This is a genomic window from Ruthenibacterium intestinale, from assembly GCF_040096265.1.
GTDB lineage: Bacteria > Bacillota > Clostridia > Oscillospirales > Ruminococcaceae > Ruthenibacterium > Ruthenibacterium komagatae.
Window position 1 is genome coordinate 1 of the sequence record NZ_JBBMFA010000061.1, and the last position, 24,176, is coordinate 24,176.

Here is a 24,176-nt window from a genome sequence, read left to right on the forward strand (position 1 = left end):
CGGGGCCGTTGCCCCCGCTTTTCTCTTTCTAATTAATTATTGCGGTTATTCAGCATGTTGAGAATATCATCGAAATAGTTGTCCGGTTCTTCCTGAATCGGAGCCGGAGCCGGCGCGGGTACCGCTTCGGGCGCCTGAACAGGAGCTGCTTGAGCAACTTCGACCGGCTGCTGAACCGGCGCAGCCGCCTGAGGAACCGGTGCCTGAACAGGGGTTTTCTCGCTGACAAATGTATAGTTTCCGCCATATGCACCTGCGCTCTCAGGTACAGCAGCACCATCATTCTGCGCGCCAACGTCAAAACCCGTCGCCACAACCGTGATGACCATTTCATCTTTCAGGGTCTCGTCAAACGCAGCACCCCAGATAATGTTTGCTTCCGGATGCGCGGAATTGGTAACCAGCGTAGCCGCCTTCTCCACGTCGTCCAGACCAATGTCCGGCGAAGAAGTGATGTTGATGATTACGCCGCGGGCACCGGCAATGCTTGTCTCCAAAAGGGGACTCGAAATTGCCGCATTGGCAGCATCTTCTGCTTTATTGACGCCTTTCGCCGAACCGACACCCATGTGTGCATAGCCAGCATCTTTCATGATGCTGCGCACGTCCGCGAAGTCCAGGTTAATAAACGCGGCCACATTGATCAGCGAAGAAATGCTTTCCACGCCCTGACGCAGCACATTGTCCGCCGCTTCAAAAGCGTTCATCAGGGTGATTTTTTCCTGGCTGATCAATTTCAGGCGCTCGTTCGGAATTACAATCAGAGAATCGACGCGATCCAACAGGCCGTTGATGCCGATCTCCGCCATGCTCATTTTGCGTTTGCCCTCAAAAGCGAAGGGTTTGGTTACAATGCCAACCGTCAGGATGCCCAGTTCTTTGGCGACCTCTGCCACGACCGGCGCCGCACCCGTTCCGGTGCCGCCGCCCATACCGGCTGTAATAAACGCCATCTGTGCGCCCTTCAAAGCCTGTGCGATTTCGTCACGGCTCTCTTCTGCACTGCGCTGGCCAACTTCAGGATCGGCACCTGCGCCGCGGCCTTTGGTCAGCTTTGCGCCCAACTGCACTTTTTGCGTGGCTTTCGAATTATAAAGTGCCTGTTGGTCGGTGTTCATGCTGATAAACTCAACACCGCGCAAACCACTCTGCACCATGCGGTTCACAGCGTTTCCGCCGCCGCCGCCGACACCTACGACCTTAATATTTGTTATATTCTGCAGTTCTTCATCGAGGATGAACGCCACGAGAATTCCCCCTAAAAGACAATTTTAGTATTATACATTATATATTACCATACCAGATTTTCCGCGAAAATTCAATAGTATTTCTCAGAAAGTCTAAAAAACAAGCGGTTACAACGAACCGGAGCGCCAGATTGCCTGTCCGCGTCCGTCCTCATTCCGGCTGCTGACATCCAACGTCCCCCGATCCTCTTCCGTCAACCCGTCCTCCGTCTGTCCGGGTGTGACAAGCCGCCAGGCCCAGTTGATTTTATAATCCAGATCATTGACGGTTCCCAGCACGATCCGTATGCGTGAATCGTACAGGAAGCTGATCTCATAAAGGTCCGATACATTGATCTCGGTAATCGGCGTAAGTCCCTGTGCCTGCGCTTTGGAAAGCACCTGCTGCATTGCCCCCAGCTTGTCCGGTTCCGTAAGCACCAGAGGCTGTCCCGGAGAAGGAGCATCCGCCACCGCGCCCTGTACCTGAATGAGGCCCTCCGGCGCCGCGCTGTCGATGCGCAAAACCTTCAGACTGCTGCTGCACACAACCCAACCGGCATCACTGCTGACCGCACAGTACTCCACTGCAGGGGTCACTTCAATGATCACAGTATCCGGCAGTCGCCTTTGAATTTCCACTGTTTCCAAATAGGGCAGTGCCTGTAAAATACTGGCCGCACTGTCATCCGGTGAAAAGCCGAACATATTCTCTCCCACCGGCTGCCCAAATGCCGCCACGATCTGGTCATCCGTATACGCGGTGCCGCCCTCCGGCTGCTGAACGCTGACCGTTTTGATTTTAAACAACGCGGCAGCGGAAACAACCACACCAGCCGCCAAAGCCGCCGTCACAAAGATTCCCGCCAGAAGATAACGTATTCTGCGGCGTCTGCGCGCCTGCCCCGGGGTCAGCTCCCGTTTTTTCTTCCGTGCAGTCCGCTTGGCAACTTTTTTTCTGGGCGGGACCGTTCCCTGACGTGCCGCTCTTTGATCTGCCTGCTGATCGTACAGCGGTGCGCGCGGCTTCAGCGGCACCTCCTGCTGCGGAGCCGCGTGCCATTCTCGCTGGCGAACTGCCCCTCTGGGCGACTGCTGTCCCCTGTTGGAAGAACTGCTCATTCCGCCCGCAGGTCTTCCGTTTCGCGGCAAGGGTGGAGAAGCAGCTTGTGCCGTACGCGTTCTTCTTCGTGCAGCATCGTCCACTTCGTTGACAAAAGGAGCCGGTTCTCTGGCTTTTGGCCGCTCCGACGCAGGCGACTGATAGTCGTAAGCCGGACGCGAAGGCGATGGGCTCGGTGCGGAACCGGTTGCCCGATCGTAATCATACACCGGGCGCGAGGGTTCCTGACGCGAACGCGTCTCTTCCTGACGATGATAATCATAAACCGGACGCGAAGGCTGTGTATGCCTTCCGGAAGATCTCGTCGCCTGGTCATAATCGTACACCGGACGCGAAGGCGAAGGCCGATGCGTTTGCGGTTGCCGGCTGAATACCGATTTTTGTGTTTTTTTATCGGCCAACGCCTTCACCTCCCAATTTTATAAATTTTCGTCCCAATCGCGAACGGGAACAATCTTCGCACCTAACGCGCCGAAAAGCGCAGGCAAATCTTCATAGCCACGCATGATATGGCCTGTTGCCGTCAGGAAGCTTTCCCCTTCAGCCTGCAGTGCAGCAATGACCAATGCCGCCCCACCCCGAAGGTCCGGTGCGCAAAGACGTGCCGCATGAAGCGCCGGCACACCATGGACATACAGTGTTCGCCCGGAAACGTTCACACTTCCACCCAAGGCGGAAAAGCCTTCCGCACAGGAAAAGCGATTTTCAAAAATGGTATCTGTAATCGCGGTCTCCCCCCGCGCACGCAGCAGAGCCGCTCCCATCAACGGCGCTGCATCTGTGGGGAACGCTGGATGCACATCCGTAAAAAGCGATTCCACACCGCTTGCCCGGCCACAGCTTGAAATGGCAAGCGATCTTGGTCCACAGGAAAGAATGGCACATCCCGCACGGCGCAAAATGCGTGTCACCGGCAGCAAATCGTCGTTGCACGTATTGTTCAAAAGAACCTCTCCGCCGCATCCGGCTACCGCACAAAGCACCGTCGCCGCCGTAATCCGGTCCGGACACGGACGGAACTGCGTGCCACTGAGAAAATCCCGGCCCATGATATGAAGCGTGCGCGACCCCGCACCGGTGATGCACGCCCCTGCGCTTTGCAAAAAGCGAATGAGATCCCGCACTTCCGGTTCCACCGCCACGCCGCGCAGCACGGTTTCACCCCGGGCACAGACAGCCGCCATCAAAAGCGTCTCCGTCGCTCCTACGCTGGGAAATCGCAAAGAGATCTGTGCGCCACGCAGCCCATTGGGAGCGGTCACTTCCAAGGCGTTTCCTGCCTGACGAATCTGTGCGCCCATATCTGCGAGGCCTTTCAAATGCAAATCAATCGGGCGCGCGCCCAGACGACACCCGCCCGGAGTGTAGATCAACGCTCTTCCTGTACGCACCACAAGAGGCGCCAGGTAAAAGACCGATGATCGCATTGCACGCATGCACTCTTCCGGAACGGCACTGCCAAGTTCTGCCCCCTGCGTAATGGAAAGCGTTCTGCCTTTACGGCGCACTGTACACCCGAGGCTCTGCAGAATTCGACGGGACGCGGCAACGTCAGAGAGATTGGGAACGTCCGACAAAGTCACTGTACCATTGCACAGGAGCGAAGCCGCCATCAGGGGCAGAACGCTGTTTTTGGCGCCTGGAATCCGCACACTTCCGAACAAACTTTCTCCGCCGCTGATTTTCCAAGTATCCATACCAAGCCCTCCGTTCCGGTGTTTCCTCTCACTGTTCGATGAGAACATTCCATCCTATGTGAAAGAGGGCTTTTGTGTGAAAACTTCTGCTATTTAATGTTTTTCAAATGGGGTTCCAGCGTTTTCCATATTTTTTCAAGAGAATCCGGCTGCGAAAGCGCTTTTGCCTTCACGCCCATTTCCATCAGTTTTGCCGGATCCCGGGTCAATCCGTCCACAATTTCGATCAGCTTTTCACCTGTAAGATTTTTTTCTTCCACCACTACAGCCGCACCCAGTTTCTGCAGCTGCATTGCGTTGTGATACTGATGGTTTTCCGCCACATTGGGAGATGGGATCAGCACAGAGGCCCGTCCCATCGCCGCAATTTCCGCCAGCGTCAGCGCACCGGCCCTGCTGATAACCAGATCGGCCGCCGCCAAAAGGCGCGGCATATCGTCGATGTACTCCCGAATGACAAAACGAGGATCGCCGTCAATTTTCTTCTGCGCACTGAGTTTTGCAAAATCATCCTTTTCGATGCTTCCGGTGGCATGAATATGATAAAAATTCTTCTGTTCCAGTTCCCACTGGGCCAAATCAGCCACCACTTCATTCACGCGCTGAGCGCCCAGGCTTCCGCCGAAGGACAAGATCATAATCCGATTTGCAGAAAGCCCCAACGCCTGTCGAGCCGAGGTTCTGTCCTGGGTATAAATCTCCGCGCGCACGGGGTTTCCTACCACAACCGTTTTGTCCGCAGCGCCCAGGCGCTCCACTGCGTCGGGCATGGCAGCAAACACGACGTCTACGCTCTTTGCCAAAATTTTATTGGTGACACCCGGGAATGCATTCTGCTCATGGATTGCCGTCAAAATCCCTTTCCGGGCCGCAGCCTGCACAATGGGGCCGCTTACGTATCCTCCCGCCCCAATCACCAAATCCGGCTGAACTTCTTTCAAGATTGCATTGGCACGCGGCGCGCTCAAAGCCAGGTGATAAAGCGCCACCACATTTCGCGCCACGTTTTTGGGCGTAAGACGCCTCTGAATTCCATTCACTTCAATGGGGTGAAAAGCATAGCCCGCCTTGGTAACAAGACCGTACTCCATGCCTTTTCTTCGGCCTGCAAAATGAATTTCCGCATCCGGGCAATGCGCGCGGATCACACTTGCCATCGCCAAAGCCGGATTGATATGACCGGCGGTTCCGCCGGCAGCGATCAGGACTTTCATAAAAAACCTCCGCTCAAAACAGCATCAGCGCCCATGCCAAAATACACATGGACGCTCTGCTTATTTCTGTTTCATTGTTCCGCATCTGATGAAATTTGTCAAGTTTTTCTCCCGCTTCCCTCTCTGGACACGCTCAGCACAACACCCATCTCGCCCAGCAGCATCAGCAACGATGTGCCGCCATAGGAAAAAAACGGAAGGCTGATGCCGGTGTTTGGAATGGTGTTGGTCACTACGCCGATGTTCAGCACCGCCTGTAAAATAACCTGCACCATAATGCCGACCACCAGCATGGAACCGAACTTATCTTTGGCCGTATAAGCGATGTAAAGGCCTCGCAGCAGCAATGCGATGAACAAAAAAATGACCAACAATGCGCCGATAAAACCAAGTTCTTCGCAAATCACCGAAAAAATAAAATCGTTGTGCGGTTCCGGAAGATACAAATGTTTCTGCCGGGAATTTCCGATTCCCAGGCCGGTGAGGCCGCCGGAACTGATGGCATAAAGGCTTTGAATCGTCTGATGGCCGCTTCCCAGAGAATCCAACCACGGATTCTGCCATGTCTCGATGCGTTCCAGCGCATACGGGACCAGATCCGGCTTAAAAACGACCGCTCCCGCAACGCCTGCCACGGCACCGAGCACCGCCAGCACGAACCAGATAATTCCCGTACCGCCCACAAACATCATGGACGCGCCGATTCCCATGATCAGCACTGTACCGGAAAGATGCGGCTCCATCAGCATCAAACCCGCGATAATGATCAGAATTACCGCAAACGGAAGCACACCATATGAAAATTTCTTCATACGCTTGTGGTTGATGGAGATAATGTGCGCAAACAGCACAATGACTGCAAATTTGGCCACCTCAGACGGCTGAAGCGTTCCCAGGCTGGGAATAACGATCCACCGACGGGCGCCGTTCAGCGGTTCCATGAACAAAACGATCACCAGAAGTGCCAGCGCGCCCAGCATCAACGGCCAGGCGAAACGGTGCAGAATGTGGTAGTCGATTTTATACCCCACAAAAAACATGACGATTACGCCACCGAACGCAAAAATTGCCTGCTGCCGGATAAATTTGAAACTGTCATCAAAACGATACAGCGCCGTAGCATAGCTTGCGCTGAACACCATGACCAATCCAAACGCAACCAGAATCAACACGATAATGGCAAACGGCCAATCAATCGTGCCTGCATCGGCGCGAAAAAAAGCCACTTTTTTCTTCAGTGTCTTTGCAGCATCCGGCATACTGCCACCTCCATCTTTCGGGCGCCGCTCAATACAGGTACACAAACAGGCAGCCCAACACTACACCGATGAAGCAAACCAGACTGAACACCGCCACAATTTTGATTTCGCTCCAGCCACACATCTCAAAATGATGATGGATGGGGCTCATTTTAAAAATGCGTTTTCCATGTGTCAACTTAAAATAGCTCACTTGCAGCATAACGCTGAAAGCTTCCACCAGATAGATAACACCCAGGAACAAGAGCAATTCCGGACGCCCCATGCAATACGCCGCAGAAACCACTGCACCGCCCAGGAACATGCTTCCCGTATCCCCCATAAACGTTTTGGCCGGATAAAAGTTCCAAGCCAAAAAGCCGCCGCAGCCACCGGCAACCGCAGCCGAAAACACTGCGATGCTAGTTTGGCCCAACATGCTGGAAATAAACAAAAATCCAAGCATGGAAACAAAGGTAACGCTGGATGCCAGACCGTCAATTCCATCCGTCAGATTGACCGCATTGACCATACCGATGACGAGCAGGAAAGAGATGGGGTAAAAGAAATATCCCAGATCCACCAGTCCAAACAGCGGCAACGTCACCATTGTGCTCAATGTTCCGTTTAAGTGCAGCGACATGAGGAATGCGCCGGTAATCAAAATCTGCGCAACAATTTTAGCGCGTGCGCGCAAACCGAGATTCCGCTTTTTTACTACTTTGATGTAATCGTCCACGAATCCGACCAGACCAAACGCAAAGCTGGTCAAAACCGCAATAAACAGCGCAACGCTCTGCTGTGAAGCAAAATCGCCCAAAACCTTCGGTGCGCCCAGTGCCAGCGCCGCATAGCCGGCAACCACGCCGCAAAGCACACCCAGATAGAAGGTCAACCCGCCCATTGTCGGCGTTCCGTTTTTTCCAGCATGCCAAGTTGGCCCGATTTCCTTGATCGTCTGGCCAAAATGAAGTTTGCGCAGTGCCGGAACAATGAGCAGTCCTGAAGCAGCCGTGATCAGCATCGCACCGAAAGCGGCTGTCAAAAACGCGAATTTTTCCATGATTTACACTCTCCTGCGATTTTATCCTGAACCCCTGTTGTATTCTGGAACTGTTTGTAAAAACCTTCCAAAATCGTTTCCAGCGCCATGCCGTGGCTGGCCTTTACCAGCAGCGCATCCCCGGCTTTGACCTGAGAAAGAAGCCGCGCCAAGACCTCGGCTTTGTCACTGCAGTGAACCGCATTCACACCCAGTTGTGAGGCGCGGCGGGAAATGTCCTGTGCCGCTTCGCCCACAGTCAGCAGCCAATCCACGCCCGCCTGAGCAGCCATCACGCCCACGCTTTCATGCGCCTGCTGAGAAATTTCTCCCAATTCAAACATATCGCCCAAAACCGCGATTCTCCGGCCGCACACCGGATAATCCGCCAGCGTGCGCAGCGCCGCTTTCATGCTGTCGGGGCTTGCATTGTAGCAATCTTCAATCACCGTAACTCCGCAATGCTGCACCACATTCTGACGATGGCCGGTGGTGGAGTAATTGGCAAGTGCCTGCGCGGCTCTTTCGGGGTCCAGACCCAAACGGGTGGCGAGCGCATAGGCACTGAGAGCATCCGCTACATTGTGCTCTCCCATCGCGGGAATAAACGCCGGAAAAGAGCCGAACTCTTTGTCGCAAATGGTAAAGTGTGTTCCCTTTTCATCCCCCTGGATTCCCACAGCGCGGACATCCGCATCTGTATGGACCGCAAAGGTCACCCGACGCAGCCGCTGCGGCACCTTTGCCACCGAAAGCAGATCGTTGTCTGCATTGATGACCAGCGGAGCGCCATCCGGCATGCCGTCACAAATTTCCATTTTCGCTTTTAAAATATTTTCCCGCGTTCCCAGGGATTCCAGATGCGACTGACCCACCCAAGTGATGATTCCGCCTGCAGGACGTACCGCCAGCGTCAATTTTTCAATCTCACCCAGCGCTTGCATTCCCATTTCCACAACGCCGTAACGAATGGTCGAATCCAGGCGAAACAAAGTTTTGGGAACACCGATCTCATTGTTCTGGTTTCCCTCAGTTTTCAATGTGCTGCCGAAAGCGGAGCACACCGCATAGCAAAACTCTTTTGTTGTGGTCTTCCCTACGCTTCCGGTAACACCCAGCAGAAGCGGAGAAAAGTGTTCCCGATAATTGGCGCCCATCTGAATCATCGCATCCAGCGGATCTTTTACAAGAATTCGCTTTTCCTGCGGAACGCCCTCCACGTCGTGCTGGCACAAAATGCCGGCCGCGCCTTTCTGCAGTGCTGCCAAAGCGAAATCGTGGCCGTCCACGCGTTCTCCTTTGATGCACACGAACAGCGTCCCGGGTGCGGCTTCCCTGCTGTCTGTAATCACACCCGTGATCTGCGGATTATCCGAAAAGCTTCCCAGATCTTTGCAAAGTTCGTTTGCCAGGATTGGCTGCATAACCGTTCCTCCCCATGACGAAAGCTCAGCGCTTTTCCGTCAGTTGATGTTGGGTGAGCCAGTCGCGTACAATGCGGTGCTCATCCAGATAGATGGTCACACCGTCGATGGCCTGATAGTCCTCGTGTCCTTTTCCGCACAGGGCAAGCACATCGCCGGGACGAAGCATCGCAAGCGCTTTTTGAAGAGCGGTCCGGCGCTCCACCTCCACAAGGTAGGGCTTTCCGGAACGCTTCAGCACCGGCTCAACGTCCCCTATTATATCATACGGATTTTCCTTGCGGGGATTATCAGATGTCAAAATCGCAAAATCAGCATACTTGACAACAGCTTCTCCCATCAGGGGACGTTTTTTGGCATCCCGTTCACCTGCACATCCGAACAGAACGATCAGCCGCCCCTTGGCAAAAGGAGCCAGGCCGGACAACACTTTCTCAATGGCGTCTCCCGTGTGGGCAAAGTCGCACAAAATGGTAAATTCTCCATTGTAAAGCACTTCGCAACGCCCGCGAACGCCGCGCGTATTGGTCAGAGCTTTGGCCGCCGTGTGCGGCTCAATTTTCAAAGCAATCGCGGCAGCAGCGGCAGCCAGCGCATTGTGAACAGAATAATCACCGGGCATCGGGAATTTCACGCGCTGGATAAAACCACGTCCAACCATTTCAAAGCGAACGCCCGACGCAGAAAATTCCACGTTGCGGGCAGTGTAGTCCGCCTCATCGTCATGAGAGGAAAACGTGATGACATTCGGAACCGAAACCTCTTTCAACAAGCGCTTTCCATACTCATCGTCCAGATTGACCACCATGGTTTCCACTTGCGCGAACAGACTTTTCTTTGCCGTGAAATAATTCTCAAAGCTGCCGTGGTAATCCAAATGATCCTGCGTCAGGTTCGTGAAAACTCCCACCTCAAAGTGCAGTCCCCACAGACGCATCTGGTCCAAAGCTTGACTGCTCGCCTCCATGACCACAAAGGAACAGCCCGCCTTTTCCATGCGTGCCATCAACGCGGCCAGATCCCACGCTTCGGGCGTCGTAAACTTGGCCGGCACTTCCATCGTATCAATTTCTGTATGAATCGTTCCGATCAGTCCTGCCTTGTAACCTGCCTGCTCCAAAATCTGCTTGATCAAAGTGGTGACAGTCGTCTTTCCATTGGTGCCGGTCACCGCCACAATGCGCAGCCGGTCGGCGGGGCGGCCGAAAAAGTTCTGGCACAAAACCGCATACGCCTTTCGCCCATTTTCCACCTGCACCTCATTGGCAAGTCCCAGGGGGCTCTCTGTAACAATACAGCACGCGCCCGCTTCCAATGCTTTCTGTGCATAAGCATGACCGTCAAAACTTCTGCCGCGGCTGCATACGAAGACAGCGCCCGGAGCAACTTTTCTCGAGTCCTGCGTAACAAGGCTCACCTGGGCCTCAGGCAGTTTCCCCTGATAGGCCACGCCCTCAAACAATTGTTCCAAATTCATAAAAACGCCTCCTTCAGCCGGCGTCTCCTTTGCAAGAGACGCCTTTGCGTTTTATCAGTCCGTAGCAGATGTATCGTGGAATTCCACTTCCACCACGGTGCCCATTTCTACTTCTGTGCCGGGTTCAATTCTCTGAAGTGCTGCCACGACCGTGCCGGAAGACTCATCGTTGGTACCTGTGATACTGATGTTTAATCCTGCTGCCTCCAGCATTTCCGTCGCAACGCGAATGCTCTGCCCAACCACATTTGGAACCTGAACCATCGTTCCGGTCGCACCTTCATCCGTGTACAAAATAATCGTTGACTGACGATTGACACTGATTCCGGCCGCCGGATACTGATAGGTTACCGTTGTGCCGGACCCTACGATCTTACCGTTGAACCCTGCATTGTGAAGCGTACTCAGCGCATTATTCGCCAGCGCACCGACCACATCCGGAACCGGGCTGGCCACAACTGCCAACTCTTCTTCGGTGTATTCCGGCTCGAAGCCCAGATACGGAAGCGTCTCGCTGAGAATGTTCTGAACCACCGGACCTGCCAGAGAACCGCCATAGGTACTGCCGGTGGGGCTGTTCGGATTATCCAGAACAATCAGGACTGCAATCTCCGGATCATCCGCCGGTGCAAAGCCAACGAACGAAGCAATGTAAGTCTGCTCATCGTCCTCACCGCTGAGGCCTTGGTTTTTCTGACTGGTACCGGATTTTCCGCCCACGCGGTAGCCCGGAACATGCGCATTCTTGCCGTGGCCGTTGTCTACACTGTCTTCCAGAATGCTGCAAATGGTCTGGCTTGTGGTTTCACTGATAACCTGACGTTTGACCGTAGTGCCAATGGTCTCCACAATATTGCCGTCAGAATCCAGCACCTGGCGCACCACATGCGGCTGTACCAAATTGCCGCCGTTGACCGCCGCGGAAATCGCAGTGATCATTGCAATAGGCGTCACAGCACTGGTCTGACCGAATGCGGAAGATGCCAGAGAAACCGCCGTCATGTTTTCACGGCTGACGGTCTGGCTGACCGCCTCATCGTACATATCGATTCCCGTTCGCTCCGTAAATCCGAACGCCTGCAGATAATCGCAGAATGTATCAGCGCCCATCTGCCAGCCCAATTGAATGAAATACGGGTTACAGGAGTTGTCCAGGCCCTGCGCCAGGTTCAAAACGCCATGGCCGCTGTGCTCCGCGCAATTCATATACACGTCCGGGTTGCTGGCTACTTTGATGCGCCCGGTGCACGCTTCGAAAGTCGTATCCACGGTTGCCTTGCCGGAATCCAGTGCAGCCGATGCAGTGATCACCTTGAAAACAGAACCCGGGAACAAGATATCCGAGACCGCCCGGTTGCGCCACATGCTCTGCCACGCCGCCTGAAGCTGCTTATTCTGCTCAGTTGTATCCTCAATCGCCGCAATCTGATTGGCCAGCTCCGTATCATACAGCGTATAGGGATCGTTCAGATTGAAGTCCGGCTCTGTTGCCATTCCGTAAATCTCGCCGGTATTGACATTCATCACGATGCCCATGCCGCGTTCTACGTTGTGTTCCACCACTGCATTGTACAGATATTTTTCAAGGCAGCTTTGAATCGTCTCGTCAATGGTCGTGACAAGGCTGTAGCCGTCCTGAGCATCGTACTTGGCCTGATAGTTGTTATTGGCCAGCTCGTATCCCCATGCGTTCTCCGTGGACAGAATGCGGCCTTCTACCCCTTTCAGCGTTTCGTTGTAGTAAAGTTCCAGCCCCGTGACGCCGTTGCCGTCCACATTGGTGAAGCCCAAAACACTGGACGCCAGATTTCCATAGGGGTAATACCGTTTGCTGGTCTGCGTCAGATAAATTCCGGTGATGGGATGGTCCTCGTTGCCCTCTGTGTTGTTGTATTCATCCATCCAGGAGGTAATGGCATCCGCGACCGGCTTTTCCACCTTGCGCTTGATCAGCACATAGTTGGAATCCGGGTTTTCCATAAGCTTTGTAACAAGCTCTGTCTCATCCATCTCCAAAATCTGGCTGAGGTTTCGGGCCACCGTATCAATATCGGTGCCGTAGGTTGCCATATCTCTGGTGGACGCAGTCACATCCCACACGGTCGCACTGCGCGCCAGCACTTTCATGTTGGTATCATAAATCACGCCGCGGTTCGGGGTAATGGTCTCGTCTTTCAACTGCTGGTCTTCCGCCTGTTCCGCATACCCCTTCTCGTCGATCACCTGGAGATTGAACAGGTTGAAAATCAGCAGGCAGGAAAACAGTGCAAAAAATCCCGCCACGATTCCGGCGCGCACGCGCATGCCAAAACTGACGCTGCTTTGCGGCTTGGTTGGCGGGTTGTTGCCGTCCTCATTAAGTTGTTGGCGTTTGTCAGGCCCTTTCATAGTCTCTCCTTATTTTAATGTATTATAACGGAGAAAAAGAATTATCACTGGCCTGTCGCTTTTAACACAATCAAGCCAGTGATAAATATCTATTTCACTATGGCGCGATGTATTCCACAAAGCTCAGGATTCCCTGCGACACATCGCTTGCCAACTGTCCCAGGCCCGTTTTGTACCGAACAATGGTGTTTTCCTCATCTCCGTCGACATACGTAATCTGAGAGCGATCCAGTGCCACCAGACCCAGCTGGCTCGTGGCATACTCCTGCACGCTCTTCATATTGGTTTTCATTTTCATCTGACTTGTCAGATAGTCGTAATCGCTGTTCAAATCATCCAGAACACTGCTCTGGCTGTCGATTGCTGCGCCCAGTTCCGTAACTTTCGCCTGAGAATACAGCAGGCTGCATACCAGCGCCAGGAAAAGCGCTGCCAGCGCCACTGCTTTGATCCAGCGCAGGCGTTTCAAAGAAAGGGAACGCTTGGCTTTCGGATTCTTGACCACTTTCAACTCCCTGCGGGAACGTTCCTCGCGGGGAGCAAATGTATTCAAATCATAAACAGTTGCCGTCTGCATGGCAACCGCCTCCTCTCAATTGACTTTACAGCTTCTCGATCACGCGAAGCTTGGCGCTGCGCGCTCTTCGGTTTTGTGCCTGCTCCTGCGCGTCCGCCTCAATCGGTTTTTTGGTGATCAGCTTGGCTTTCGCCTTGCCGCCACACACACAAACCGGGAATTCCGGCGGGCAGGTGCAGGCCGTTGCCCACAGCCGGAATCTTTGTTTCACGAGCCGGTCTTCCAGCGAATGGAACGTAATGATGCAAAAGCGGCCTCCCGGACGCAATGCATTAAAGATCACATCCAGCCCCTGGCTGAGTGCATCCAGCTCCCCGTTCACTGCAATGCGCAACGCCTGAAAACTTCTTCGTGCCGGATTTTTATCCTTCCGGCGAACGGCAGGCGGCACCGCAGAGGCAATCGTCTGCATCAGCTGGGAAGTGGTCAGAATTGGTTCTTTTTCACGTTGCAACACAATTTTTCCGGCAATTTGCCACGCATACGGCTCCTCGCCGTACTCCTTGAGAATGCGCGCGAGTTCCTCCCGCGTTTCATGATTCACAAGATCCGCCGCAGTCGGGCCGCTCTGACTCATCCGCATATCCAGAGGCGCTTCGCCCTGATATGAAAAGCCACGAGAAATTTCATCCAGCTGGTGAGAAGAAACGCCCAAATCCAACAAAGCACCATCCAGCCCCTCAACGCCCAACTGCGCCAGCGCCTGATCGGCATAGCGGAAATTCATTTGCACAACGGTGGCAGGCAGGCCCGCCAGACGTTCTTTTGCAACAGCGACGGCATCCGGGTCCTGATCCAGACTGATCAGCCTGCCTGTATCCAGACGCATCGCGATTTCTCTTGAGTGCCCTGCCCCGCCCGCAGTTCCGTCAAGGTATGTGCCGTCCGGTTGGATGGCGAGTCCCTCAAGGCATTCCGCGAGGAGGACAGGGATATGGTGAAAGCTCACTGCTTATAACCCCATTTCCAAAAGCGCAGCTTCTAATTTGGCATTGTCCACTGTATCCACAGCCGCATGCCATGCCTGCGTGTTCCAAATCTCCGCATGGTCTCCCACTCCGATGATGGTGACCTCTTTGTCCAGCTTGGCGTGGTCCCGATGTCCGCCGGGCAAAAGGATTCGTCCCTGCTTATCAGGCTGCACCACAATCCCGGATGCAAACAGGTAGCTGACGATCAAACGATTTTTAATGCCGGCCAGCGCCTTCAGCTTTTCCGCCTGTTCCTGCCATTTTTCGGTCGGGTAGGCGACCAGGCAGTTGTCCAGCCAGCGGGCCACGACAAAGCTTTCTCCCATCTCTTCCCGAAACTTGGCCGGAAAGTTCAGGCGGCCTTTCTCGTCGATTGCGTAATTGTATTCGCCCATCAACATCTTCGGTCACCGTCCTTTTCAAAAAAGCTGTCTAAAATTACCCACTTTAACCCATTTCTACCCATTTACAGTATTTATTATAGGATAAACAGCCCCTAATTGCAACCTATTTTCTGTGAAAATGAAAGTTTCTTTTTAGAATTTACACGCACCCGTGTGTTTCTTTTTATGACCGAAAAAGAAAGCGGCCCCATGCCCGCCAGGGATTCCCATGGCGGGCAAAAGGCCGCTGTACAGCAATGATTCAATTACAAATTCAGGGGGGTCAATCTTCGTTTTCTTCGCTTTCCTCCACCGACTCAGGAGGTGTTTCTGAATAGACGATTCCAAAAATATGTTTTAAATTTTCCAGAATGCTTGTCAGATTTTGTGCCATACCGCCCCATCCTTCCCTTTTTGAACTTCCTTGCTTATTATACGTTTTTCACGCCAAAAAAGTTGCATTAAAACGAAATTTTACAAAAATTGTAAGAAATTCGATACAACTTTCTTTTCAAATGTTTCCAAGGAACAAGAGAATGGCTGCTGCGAAGGCCATCACAGCAAAAAGAGCCGGTGGCACCGGCTCTTCTGGAGTCATCCCAATACTTTTCTTGCAATATCTACGGACTGTTTTGCATCCCTCGCGTAAAAATCCGCGCCGATGCTTTCGGCATATTCCGGCGTGAGGACCGCGCCTCCCACCATAATTTTACAGGCAAGCCCTGCCTGATGCAGCGCTTCAATGGTCTGTGCCATGCTTGGCAGCGTCGTGGTCATCAAAGCGCTCAAACCCACCAGACGGACATTGTTGCTTCGGGCCGCCTCTACAACCCGCTCCGGCGGCACATCTCTGCCCAGGTCGATCATCTCGTAGCCGTAATTTTCCAAAATTACTTTTACGATGTTTTTTCCAATGTCGTGGATATCTCCCTTGACTGTGGCAATCACGATTTTGCCCTTGCTGGCTCCTTTTGTTCCCTCTGAGATGATTTTTTCTTTCACTTCGTCAAACGCAGCCTGCGCAGCACCTGCAGACTGGAGAAGCTGCGGCAGAAAGATCGTCCCCTTCTCAAAGCGTTCTCCCACGGAATCCAGAGCCGGGATCAAAATTTGATTGACCAGTTCCTGAGGCGGCATGCTCTTCAGTTTTTCTCTGGCGGCGTGTGCAGCCTGCGAGCGAAGTCCCTGCACAATCGCATCATATAATTCCGGTGCCCGTGCATCCCCTGCAGCAGGCTGCGGTGCCTTACCGGCGTACTGTGCAATATACCGGGTCGATTCCGGATCAAGATTGTACAGCACCTCAAAACTCGCCACAGCCGCCATCATCGCCTGTGAATTGGGATTCAGAATCGGCATATCCAACCCATGTGCCAGCGCCAACGTCAAAAAGCTGGTATTCACCTGCTCCCGGCAAGGCAGACCAAAGGAAATGTTGGATACTCCCAGAACGGTTTTTACGCCCAGGCGTTCTTTGACCATCTGTACAGCGCGCAATGTCTCCCGCACAGCCTGCTGCTGCGCACTTGCTGTCAGGGTCAGGCAGTCAATGAATACATCTTCCCGCGGGATGCCTGCCGAACAGGCCGCCTCGACAATTCTTTTTGCCAAAGCAAACCGCTCCTCGGCCCGTTCCGGAATGCCATGCTCGTCCAACGTCAGACCAACAACGGCCGCGCCATATTTTTTGCAAACAGGCAGAATCGCTTCCAACACCGCCGCTTCCGCATTCACCGAGTTCACGATGGCCTTTCCGTTGTAAACCCGCAGTCCCGCCTCCAGCACGTCCGCCCGGGTGGAATCCAGCTGCAAAGGCAGATCCGTCACTGACTGAATCGTCTTGACCGCACAGCGCATCATCTCTGCTTCATCGATTCCCGGAAGTCCCACGTTTACATCCAGAATGCGGGCGCCCGCATTGGCTTGTTCGATGGCCTGCTCCGCGATATAATCCAGATCTCCCTCGCGCAAAGCTGCCTGAAACCGCTTTTTCCCGGTCGGGTTGATTCGTTCTCCAATAACCGTTACCCGATCGATCTCCACCAGTTCGGTCGGCGTACAAACGCAGCTTCTGGCAGTCACTTCACGCTGTTTCGGACATTTGGGACCAAAATACTCCGCCAGGTGTTGAATATAATCCGGCGTGGTCCCACAGCACCCGCCAACCGCCGAAATTCCAAGAGCTTCATAGCACGCCATTTCATCGCAGAATTGCCGCGGCGAAATATCATATGCACCCGTCGCCGGATCCGGAAGCCCCGCATTGGGCTTGATGAACACCGGAAGGGTCGTGGAACTGCAAAGCCGCTTTGCCAAAGGAAAAATCTCACGCGGGCCAAGCGAACAGTTGATGCCGACCGCATCTGCCCCCAACCCCTGTGCTACAAGCGCAAGTGACTCCACCGTACACCCGGTAAATGTCCTTCCTCTCTCTTCAAAGCTCATGGAAACAAGCACCGGCAGGCTTGTATTTTCCCTTGCCGCCAAAATAGCCGCCTTCACCTCATACAAATCCGTCATCGTTTCAATCAGGATTCCCTGCGCACCAGCCTGTTCGCCCGCCACCATCTCCTGACGGAAAATGTCATACGCTTCTTCAAAGCCGAGCGTTCCCACTGGTTCCAGAAGTTCGCCAATCGGCCCTACATCCAACAAAACCCGGCATTCACTTCCCCGGCATGCAGACTTGGCACAGCCGACGGAAGCAGTGATGACCTGTTCAACTGTATATCCGCAGCCCGAAAGTTTTTTTCTGTTCGCACCAAAAGTGTTGGCGCAAATCCAGTCCGAACCGCTTTCCACGTACATACGGCCAATCCGTTCAACAATTTCCGGCTGCTCAATGCCCAGCACATCCGGCTGGCGGCCCAGTTCCAGACCACTTTTCTGCAGCATTGTTCCCATGGCGCCATCCAAAATGGTGTACCGGTCCTTTTTAAACACTTCAGACACAGGTTTTCCCCTCTTTCCTTTTGGTACATTTCTCGCGCAGTGCACAGTGTTCACAGCCGGCAAGTCTTCCCGTTACCGGATGAGACGCAACGCCACAAAGCGCAGTAATGCTTTTCCGCGGCGTCAGAAGATGTGTCTCGGTTGCCATCAATCCGATTCTTCTCGGCGTATCCAGCAATGCGAGAAGATCGTTTTGCACCCGGATGGGATAATCTCCATACCCCGGCGAAAAGCGGCCAGTCAGGAAAAGCCCCTGCGCTTCCAGCTGGTCTCGGAGCTGCTGTTCCAGATTCTGTGCCAAAGACTCGACACCTACTGAGGCGGCTGCATCCACCGCCACCGCCAGGGCCATGTTTTGAAACTCCATACGCTGAATCAGGCAGTCTGTCTCACGCCCCAGGGTACATGCGATTGCCACCAGCTCCGAACACCCCTGCAAATGCATCTCAATATCCCGTCCAAGCAGGAGCGGGCGCAGGCGCTCACAGGGCATTCTTTGATATGTTGCGCGCGGGACCGCTGCTTTTTGAACGCATTCTGCAGCCTGTCGGGCCAAATCCCGGATTGCCTGATCCTTTGTCCCCTGTGCGCCCAACATCCGGAGCACTTCTTCGAGATCGATTTCAAAGCTCAAATTCAGCTTCATGCATGGTTCTCCTTACAGCAGGTCCCGAATTCCCTCGTACACTTTTTGCGCCACCGTCGGACGATTCATTGCATACAGATGAATGCCATCCGCTCCGCCTTCAATCAGATCCCGCAGCTGCCGGATCGCATAATCAATTCCCGCGTCAAACAAAGCCTGCTCATCGTGATCATATTTGCTGATCATTTTGGTAAATGCCGAAGGCAGGCTGGCGGAACTGAGCGCAACCGTCCGCTCCACCTGGCTTTTTGAAACAATAGGCATTACACCCGCCTCAATTGGTACCTGAATACCCGCTTTGCGGGCCATGTTCAGAAAGCGATAAAAAACGCCGTTGTCAAAGAAGAGCTGTGTAATCAGGTGTGTGGCGCCCGCATCAATTTTATGATGCAGATTTTCAACATCCTGACGCAAATTTTCGCTTTCGACATGTCCTTCCGGATAGCAGGCTCCCACCACGTTAAACCCACTTGCATGCACAGCAGCCGCCAATTCGCTGGCGTATTGATAGTCATTCTTTCTAGGGAGTGTCGGGTTGATATCCCCCCGAAGTGCCAAAACATTTTCAATTTCGTTTTCATGCAGCTGCCGCAGCGTCTGTTCAATCTGCTCTTTTCCCGAATTCACGCAAGTGAGATGCGCAAGCGCTTCAATGCCCAAGTCGTGTTTGATATAAGAAGCGATTTTGCAGGTGGAATCGTCCGCAGCATTCCCGCCTGCACCGTATGTAACGCTGATAAAATCGGGGGAAAGTTTTGCCAGCTCTTTTAATTTGGGATACAAACTTTCCGGCGAGGCGCCGTTTTTCTTGGGCGGAAACACTTCCAGCGAAAACACGCAGGGTTTTCTTTGAAACAACTCGTACAGATACATATCGCTTCTCTCCTTTAAAAAAGAACCCCCTAGGCTCAGCGCCTATGGGGGTTCTGGTGCTGCTGACGGGAATCGAACCCGTATGGTGTTGCCACCGAGGGATTTTAAGTCCCTTGCGTCTGCCGATTTCGCCACAGCAGCCTCTCGGCACATAAAAAGTATGCTTTATTAGAATACAATATTCCAATCTGAATGTCAACCAAAGCTCTGGCGAAAAAGGGATGTCTGTGATAAAATAGATGAACCGACAGGAGGAGTTTTATGAAAGAATGGACCGTAAAAAGCGACGTGCGTCTGGACAAATTTTTGTATGAAAAAGTCCCCTCTCTCTCCTATGGAATACTCCGAAAATACCTCAAAGAAAACAAAATCAAGGTGGACGGAAAAAAGCAGCCTTTGTCGTTTCGCCTGAGCGCCGGAAACATCGTCCGTCTTTATGCTGACCCTTCTGGCTCCATCTCCTTCGTACCTGTTTATGAGGACGAGTCCCTGTTGATTGCAAATAAACCGGCCGGGCTTCCTGTCTGCGGACAGGAAGATGCGGATACTTTGCTGGCCCGCGCGCAGACATATCTGCGCACACAAGGCCAAGATCCCCTTTCGCTCAGGTTGTGCCATCGGCTGGACACCGGCACCAGCGGACTGGTGCTGCTTGCCAAAACGCCGCAGGCAGAAGCATTTTTCACTCAGTTGATTCGTGACCGTGCCCTGTGCAAAAAGTATCTATGCGTTACATTCGGCCGCCCTGTTCCCGAAAGCGACACACTGCAGGATTATCTCATCAAAAACTCCGAAAAAGGCACTGTACGCATCGTATCCGCTCCACTTCCGGGTGCAAAGGAAATCACCACCCGTTATCGAACGTTGGCCGTTTCAGGTCGTCTGGCTCTTTTGGAAGTAACGCTCATCACCGGACGGACGCACCAGATCCGGGCACATCTCGCGTCCATCGGATGCCCGATTCTGGGGGACAGCAAATATGGCAACCAGGCAGCCAACCGTGAATTGAAATTCAAATATCAGGCCTTGTGCGCATACTCGCTTGTCTTTCCTGAGATCACGCAGGAGCCTTTTGCCGCATTGAGCAAACAGCATTTCGAGCTGGATTTCCCATGGTACGCGCAGCAGGTTTTAAAACAAACAATCAAATAAAAAGGATGCCGGCCAGATCACAGTGATCTGGCCGGCATCCTTTTTGTTGCCCCCGGGCATCGAACCGCTTTCCGGCGTTTTTCTGTTTATGTTCACGGGGCATCCCGGAATTCTTCCGGAAGTGTTTGCAAAAACTCTTCATAGGAATACAGGCTGTTCAAAGTTTCGCACAATGCTTTTTTGGACAAGCGAGGCGGAAGCCCAATCGCTGAGAGCCAGATGCGGCGGCGCTCTGCACTTCCCTGTGTTCCGGACAAGCCCAGTTCAAACAAATCCGTATAGGTAATCTGTCTTCCCTGCCGTTCCGCCGACGGATGGGCACCTGCCGTACGCAACGCCTGCAGGATCGCCTCTGCCGGTACTCCTTCCACCCCCAAAAGCCCTTCTTTTGACGGCTGGCTCTTTCGTTTCTCCTTTCCGGCAAGCGCCGGCACATAGGCATTTTTCACCGGCAGGCCGGCCGCGATTTTATTGACATAGTTCCGGATGCGAAATCCCGCCGCATCGGAATCCGTAAGCACAATGATTCCGCGCTTTTTTCCAAGCCTTAAAATCAGCTGCTTTGTCTCTTCGCTGGTAAAAATTGAAAATCCTTTGGTGGGAACAATCAGCGCATCCACCAGGTCCGAAAGCTTGGCCGCATCGTACTTTCCCTCCACCACGATGATCTCTTCAATGCGCAGCTTGCTCATGAACGTCCATCTCCCACCTGCATAATCTCGCACAGGGCTGTCTGCAGCAGCACATTTTTATCCGCCGCAGAAGACTTCAGCGAAGCATCCAGCCGTTCCAGCAGCTCCAAGATGGACGCCAGCTGATGGAGCGTGTACCTGGAAGCCGTCTCTCCTGATTTCCGCAGCCGGTAGTCGCTGCCGCGGTAATGAAAATCCTTGTGTACCGCAGCATAATTTTTTCGGCTGGCTGCACCGCATTTCACGCGATACATATCAATGAAGGAGCCTGCCAGGGCCGCAGCAATCGCAATCGGCTCATTTTGCAGTTCCAGCAGCTGGTTCAACTTCTGAAAGGCCCGGGGCTTGTTTTTTGCTGTCACATACCGAACCATCTCAAACACATCTGCTTCAATATTCTGCGTTCCCATGGCGCTGACCAGTTCCCGCGTGATCCGAGTATAGCCGCTGGCGGCCGCAAGCTTGCTGACCTCATTCTCCAGCAAGAACAAATCCGCACCGCACCGCTCCAGCAAATCGGTGTCCGCCCCCGGCTCCAGCTCTGTTTCCATCTCCTGCGCTTTTTGCTGAATAAACCGCTTGGCATCCTGAACGCCGGGCTTCAAAATTTCGGCTGCGATCCCAAAGCGGCCGGCTGCATCCAGCAATTTTTTTGCCTTTTTGGTCTGCTTTGCTTTATCGTCCTTAAATACGGTACACAGAACGATCACTGCATTTTCCATTGTGGCAAACAAGTCACACAAGGCATCTACATCCGCATCGTTCATCGCAGAAGGCTCCACCTGTGCCAGCTCCACCACGCGCTTAGTGCCGAACAAAGAAATTGTTCCCGCCGCAGCCACCGCTTCTCCGATGGAAGGTGCGGGGCCATCAATGCGCGTCACTTCCGCATCTGTTTCACGGGCCAATGCCGTCAATGTGCGGGACGCATAGCTGCGTGCCAGATATTCTTCAGTGGAATAGTAATAAAATACGGCATACCGCTCCAGCGAGTTCAGTATTTTTTGAAATTCCTGTTCATTCAAAGCCATTGTGAACCTCGTTTATTTTTATTTGACCGCCTGCACGCACCCATATCTCCTGTTCAGACATTCCCTGATGGACCTCCGGATATTTTTCGGCCCATTCATACGTTCCCGCCGCAGGCAGCACAACCTTTCGGCAGGACAGTCCTTCCGGTGTTCCGCTGCCACCGAAGTACACATCCAGCATCGGATAACCGGTAAAATCCACTTTCCCAGAAGCAATTGCAAGGCGGCGGCCGCCCACATCCACGCACACAAAATTTCCGTTTTCCTGTCGTTTCATATATACCATTATATCACGAAAAAGTCCCTTTACCGCATGATTTCGAAACTGACGCGCACAAATGCACTCTTCTGCATTCAGCTGTTGTGCCAATGCGGCTTCATCACCCTCCGCCCGCAAATCGATCAGCACATCCACCTGCGACCGATTCACGCTTTGCAAATAATCTGCAATTTGCTGCACATTGCTCTGTGGGCTTCGATAAATCACCAGCGTAAACCCGGACTGTGTCACAACCAGCGACGGGTTGACCCCGGATCCCACCATGGCAAATCGAACCACATGAATGCTTGCCACCCCATAAAGTGCCATTGCAGACACAGCGAGACAGGCAGCCAGAGCCAGTCCCCGGCGCAGAGAGAAATTCAGTTTCCATGCAATCAAAATCACAGCAAGCGCGCACAGACCGGTCAGGACGGCATAGCTTCCGGACAGATAAACCATGGACTGTGGAAGAGCATCCACCACCTCTGTAACCAACAGCATCCAGCGAATGCAAAGCCCGCACAGCAGGCCAAGCAGTTTTGCCAGAAAAAGCAGCGGCGGAATCATTCCTGTCAGCGCGCACAGCAAACCGCTCAGCACCGTGAAAGGCACCACCGGCAGAACCAGAAGATTACACAAAATGCCAAACAGCGAAACGCCGCCGCCCATGGCCGCGATAACCGGAAGCGTCGCGATCGTGACCAATCCCGTCACCAGCACAGTCTGATAAATGCGCACCCACCTTTTGGCAGGGACACGATTGCGCTTCTTCCAGCCTGCATAGGTCCGCTCCATCACGTTTCCCGCAAACAGAACCGCCAACGTTGCCGAAAACGAAAGCAGCAAACCGATGTCCTGTGCCGCGAATGGATTTTGAATGCAAAGCAACAGTGCAGCCAAGCCCAAACTGGTAAGCGTATCGCCCGGCTGCTTCAGCAGTTTTCCGATATAAATCAGCAGCATCACACAACCGGCTCGCACCACAGAGGGCGTAAATCCCACCACGCACATAAACAGCAACACCGCCAGACAGGACAGCGCCGCAGCAGCGCGCCGGTTCAAAAAGCGCTTCAACGCCAAATAGCATAAAGCGCCAATCGCCGACAAATGAAGGCCCGAAACGACCAGAATGTGAGACAGCCCCGCCTGCTGAAAAAGCTGTTTCAAATCTGCAGAAAGGCCCGACCGCTCGCCAACACACATCGCAGAGGCCAATTCACAATAGGGATGCGGCAAAACGGCATACAGAGATTCCCGCAGATCCTGCTGAAGACGAAGCAGTCCATTCCGCAGCCCGGGCGCTCTCCCCAAATCCTGAAAATCGCCCTGATACTCCGCACAGACAAATCTGCTTTTTGCCTGCGCGTTGGAAAGATACTCATTTTCCGGCAAGGCGGACAATGCGACCCTTGCCTGAATTCTCTGTCCCGGTTCTGTCCGGGGACACGCCTCGATCTCTGTTTCAAAGGGAACCCACAGACGCTGACCGTTCCAAACCCGTACCCTTACCGTGGCGAATACACGTTCTTCTTCGAAACCTGCTCGTGTTTCCAGCACATCCGCCTGTATGGTTCCGCTGTCATTTGCCAGTTGCAAAACCGGGTTTACAACCACATTCAAATACAGCATGCGCAGCACCAGCGCCATTGCTACCGTACCGCAGAGAAGCAAAATCAGCAGCGCGCGGCGTAAATGACCGCGCCACAGAAACGCAATTACAAACAGCAGTACAATAGTAACCCACCAGCGAAGCTGGTGGTTCTTCAGAAGCGGGCAAAGCCCTAAAATACTAGCCACGCCTAAAGGCG

At 53.4% G+C, this 24,176-nt stretch carries 19 protein-coding genes and 1 tRNA gene; 1 reads left to right on the plus strand and 19 read right to left on the minus strand.

The window, feature by feature from the left end:
- Positions 1–32: 32 nt before the first annotated feature.
- The 16 genes from ftsZ to WMO24_RS04220 all read right to left on the minus strand — a co-directional run bounded on the left by ftsZ (position 33) and on the right by WMO24_RS04220 (position 19,372).
- Positions 33–1,247, minus strand: coding sequence for a cell division protein FtsZ (gene ftsZ, locus WMO24_RS04145; protein WP_349215056.1), 1,215 nt, complete (start codon positions 1,245–1,247; stop codon positions 33–35).
- Positions 1,248–1,355: 108 nt separating this feature from the next.
- Positions 1,356–2,675, minus strand: a complete 1,320-nt coding sequence (locus WMO24_RS04150; RefSeq protein ID WP_349215057.1) for a cell division protein FtsQ/DivIB — start codon at positions 2,673–2,675, stop codon at positions 1,356–1,358.
- Positions 2,676–2,768: 93 nt separating this feature from the next.
- Positions 2,769–4,046 carry a UDP-N-acetylglucosamine 1-carboxyvinyltransferase gene (gene murA / locus WMO24_RS04155; RefSeq protein ID WP_349215058.1) on the minus strand — a complete coding sequence of 426 codons (1,278 nt, stop codon included), beginning with the start codon at positions 4,044–4,046 and terminating at the stop codon, positions 2,769–2,771.
- Between the two features lie 89 nt (positions 4,047–4,135).
- Entirely contained in the window at positions 4,136–5,260 is a 1,125-nt protein-coding gene (murG, locus tag WMO24_RS04160) for an undecaprenyldiphospho-muramoylpentapeptide beta-N-acetylglucosaminyltransferase (RefSeq protein WP_349215059.1), read from the minus strand.
- Positions 5,261–5,358: 98 nt separating this feature from the next.
- Entirely contained in the window at positions 5,359–6,519 is a 1,161-nt protein-coding gene (gene ftsW, locus WMO24_RS04165) for a putative lipid II flippase FtsW (protein ID WP_349215060.1), read from the minus strand.
- Positions 6,520–6,547: 28 nt separating this feature from the next.
- Positions 6,548–7,561, minus strand: a complete 1,014-nt coding sequence (gene mraY / locus WMO24_RS04170) for a phospho-N-acetylmuramoyl-pentapeptide-transferase (protein WP_349215061.1) — start codon at positions 7,559–7,561, stop codon at positions 6,548–6,550.
- Positions 7,540–8,964 carry a UDP-N-acetylmuramoyl-tripeptide--D-alanyl-D-alanine ligase gene (locus tag WMO24_RS04175; protein ID WP_349215062.1) on the minus strand — a complete coding sequence of 475 codons (1,425 nt, stop codon included), beginning with the start codon at positions 8,962–8,964 and terminating at the stop codon, positions 7,540–7,542. The genes mraY and WMO24_RS04175 overlap by 22 nt, the downstream gene beginning before the upstream one ends.
- A 25-nt stretch (positions 8,965–8,989) precedes the next feature.
- Complete coding sequence (locus tag WMO24_RS04180; protein WP_349215063.1) at positions 8,990–10,441, minus strand: UDP-N-acetylmuramoyl-L-alanyl-D-glutamate--2,6-diaminopimelate ligase; 1,452 nt, start codon at positions 10,439–10,441, stop codon at positions 8,990–8,992.
- Between the two features lie 54 nt (positions 10,442–10,495).
- Positions 10,496–12,829 (minus strand): penicillin-binding transpeptidase domain-containing protein, encoded by a 2,334-nt coding sequence (locus WMO24_RS04185; RefSeq protein ID WP_349215064.1) that lies wholly within the window; start codon positions 12,827–12,829, stop codon positions 10,496–10,498.
- A gap of 97 nt (positions 12,830–12,926) precedes the next feature.
- Positions 12,927–13,406: a hypothetical protein gene (locus WMO24_RS04190; RefSeq protein ID WP_349215065.1), complete on the minus strand. Its 480-nt coding sequence runs from the start codon at positions 13,404–13,406 to the stop codon at positions 12,927–12,929.
- A 25-nt stretch (positions 13,407–13,431) separates the two neighbouring features.
- Positions 13,432–14,355: a 16S rRNA (cytosine(1402)-N(4))-methyltransferase RsmH gene (gene rsmH, locus WMO24_RS04195; RefSeq protein ID WP_349215066.1), complete on the minus strand. Its 924-nt coding sequence runs from the start codon at positions 14,353–14,355 to the stop codon at positions 13,432–13,434.
- Between the two features lie 3 nt (positions 14,356–14,358).
- On the minus strand, positions 14,359–14,778 hold the full coding sequence (gene mraZ / locus WMO24_RS04200; RefSeq protein WP_349215067.1) for a division/cell wall cluster transcriptional repressor MraZ: 420 nt from the start codon (positions 14,776–14,778) through the stop codon (positions 14,359–14,361).
- 576 nt (positions 14,779–15,354) lie between these two features.
- Positions 15,355–17,712 carry a homocysteine S-methyltransferase family protein gene (locus WMO24_RS04205; RefSeq protein ID WP_349215068.1) on the minus strand — a complete coding sequence of 786 codons (2,358 nt, stop codon included), beginning with the start codon at positions 17,710–17,712 and terminating at the stop codon, positions 15,355–15,357.
- Positions 17,705–18,358: a methionine synthase gene (locus WMO24_RS04210; protein WP_349215069.1), complete on the minus strand. Its 654-nt coding sequence runs from the start codon at positions 18,356–18,358 to the stop codon at positions 17,705–17,707. The genes WMO24_RS04205 and WMO24_RS04210 overlap by 8 nt, the downstream gene beginning before the upstream one ends.
- Before the next feature lie 12 nt (positions 18,359–18,370).
- Entirely contained in the window at positions 18,371–19,231 is an 861-nt protein-coding gene (gene metF / locus WMO24_RS04215) for a methylenetetrahydrofolate reductase [NAD(P)H] (RefSeq protein WP_349215070.1), read from the minus strand.
- Between the two features lie 54 nt (positions 19,232–19,285).
- Positions 19,286–19,372: transfer RNA gene (locus WMO24_RS04220), tRNA-Leu, on the minus strand.
- Positions 19,373–19,492: 120 nt separating this feature from the next.
- Here WMO24_RS04220 and WMO24_RS04225 point away from each other — a divergent pair.
- A complete protein-coding gene (locus tag WMO24_RS04225) occupies positions 19,493–20,383 on the plus strand; it encodes an RluA family pseudouridine synthase (protein WP_349215071.1) in 891 nt (296 codons plus the stop codon).
- A gap of 92 nt (positions 20,384–20,475) precedes the next feature.
- Here the strand turns inward: WMO24_RS04225 and WMO24_RS04230 are convergent, their stop codons facing one another.
- The 3 genes from WMO24_RS04230 to WMO24_RS04240 form a co-directional block, all read right to left on the minus strand.
- Positions 20,476–21,075, minus strand: a complete 600-nt coding sequence (locus WMO24_RS04230) for a ribonuclease M5 (RefSeq protein WP_349215072.1) — start codon at positions 21,073–21,075, stop codon at positions 20,476–20,478.
- A complete protein-coding gene (holA, locus tag WMO24_RS04235; RefSeq protein WP_349215073.1) occupies positions 21,072–22,106 on the minus strand; it encodes a DNA polymerase III subunit delta in 1,035 nt (344 codons plus the stop codon). The genes WMO24_RS04230 and holA overlap by 4 nt, the downstream gene beginning before the upstream one ends.
- A partial coding sequence (locus WMO24_RS04240; protein ID WP_349215074.1) for a ComEC/Rec2 family competence protein occupies positions 22,093–24,176 on the minus strand: 2,084 nt, incomplete at its 5' end. The genes holA and WMO24_RS04240, both read right to left, overlap by 14 nt.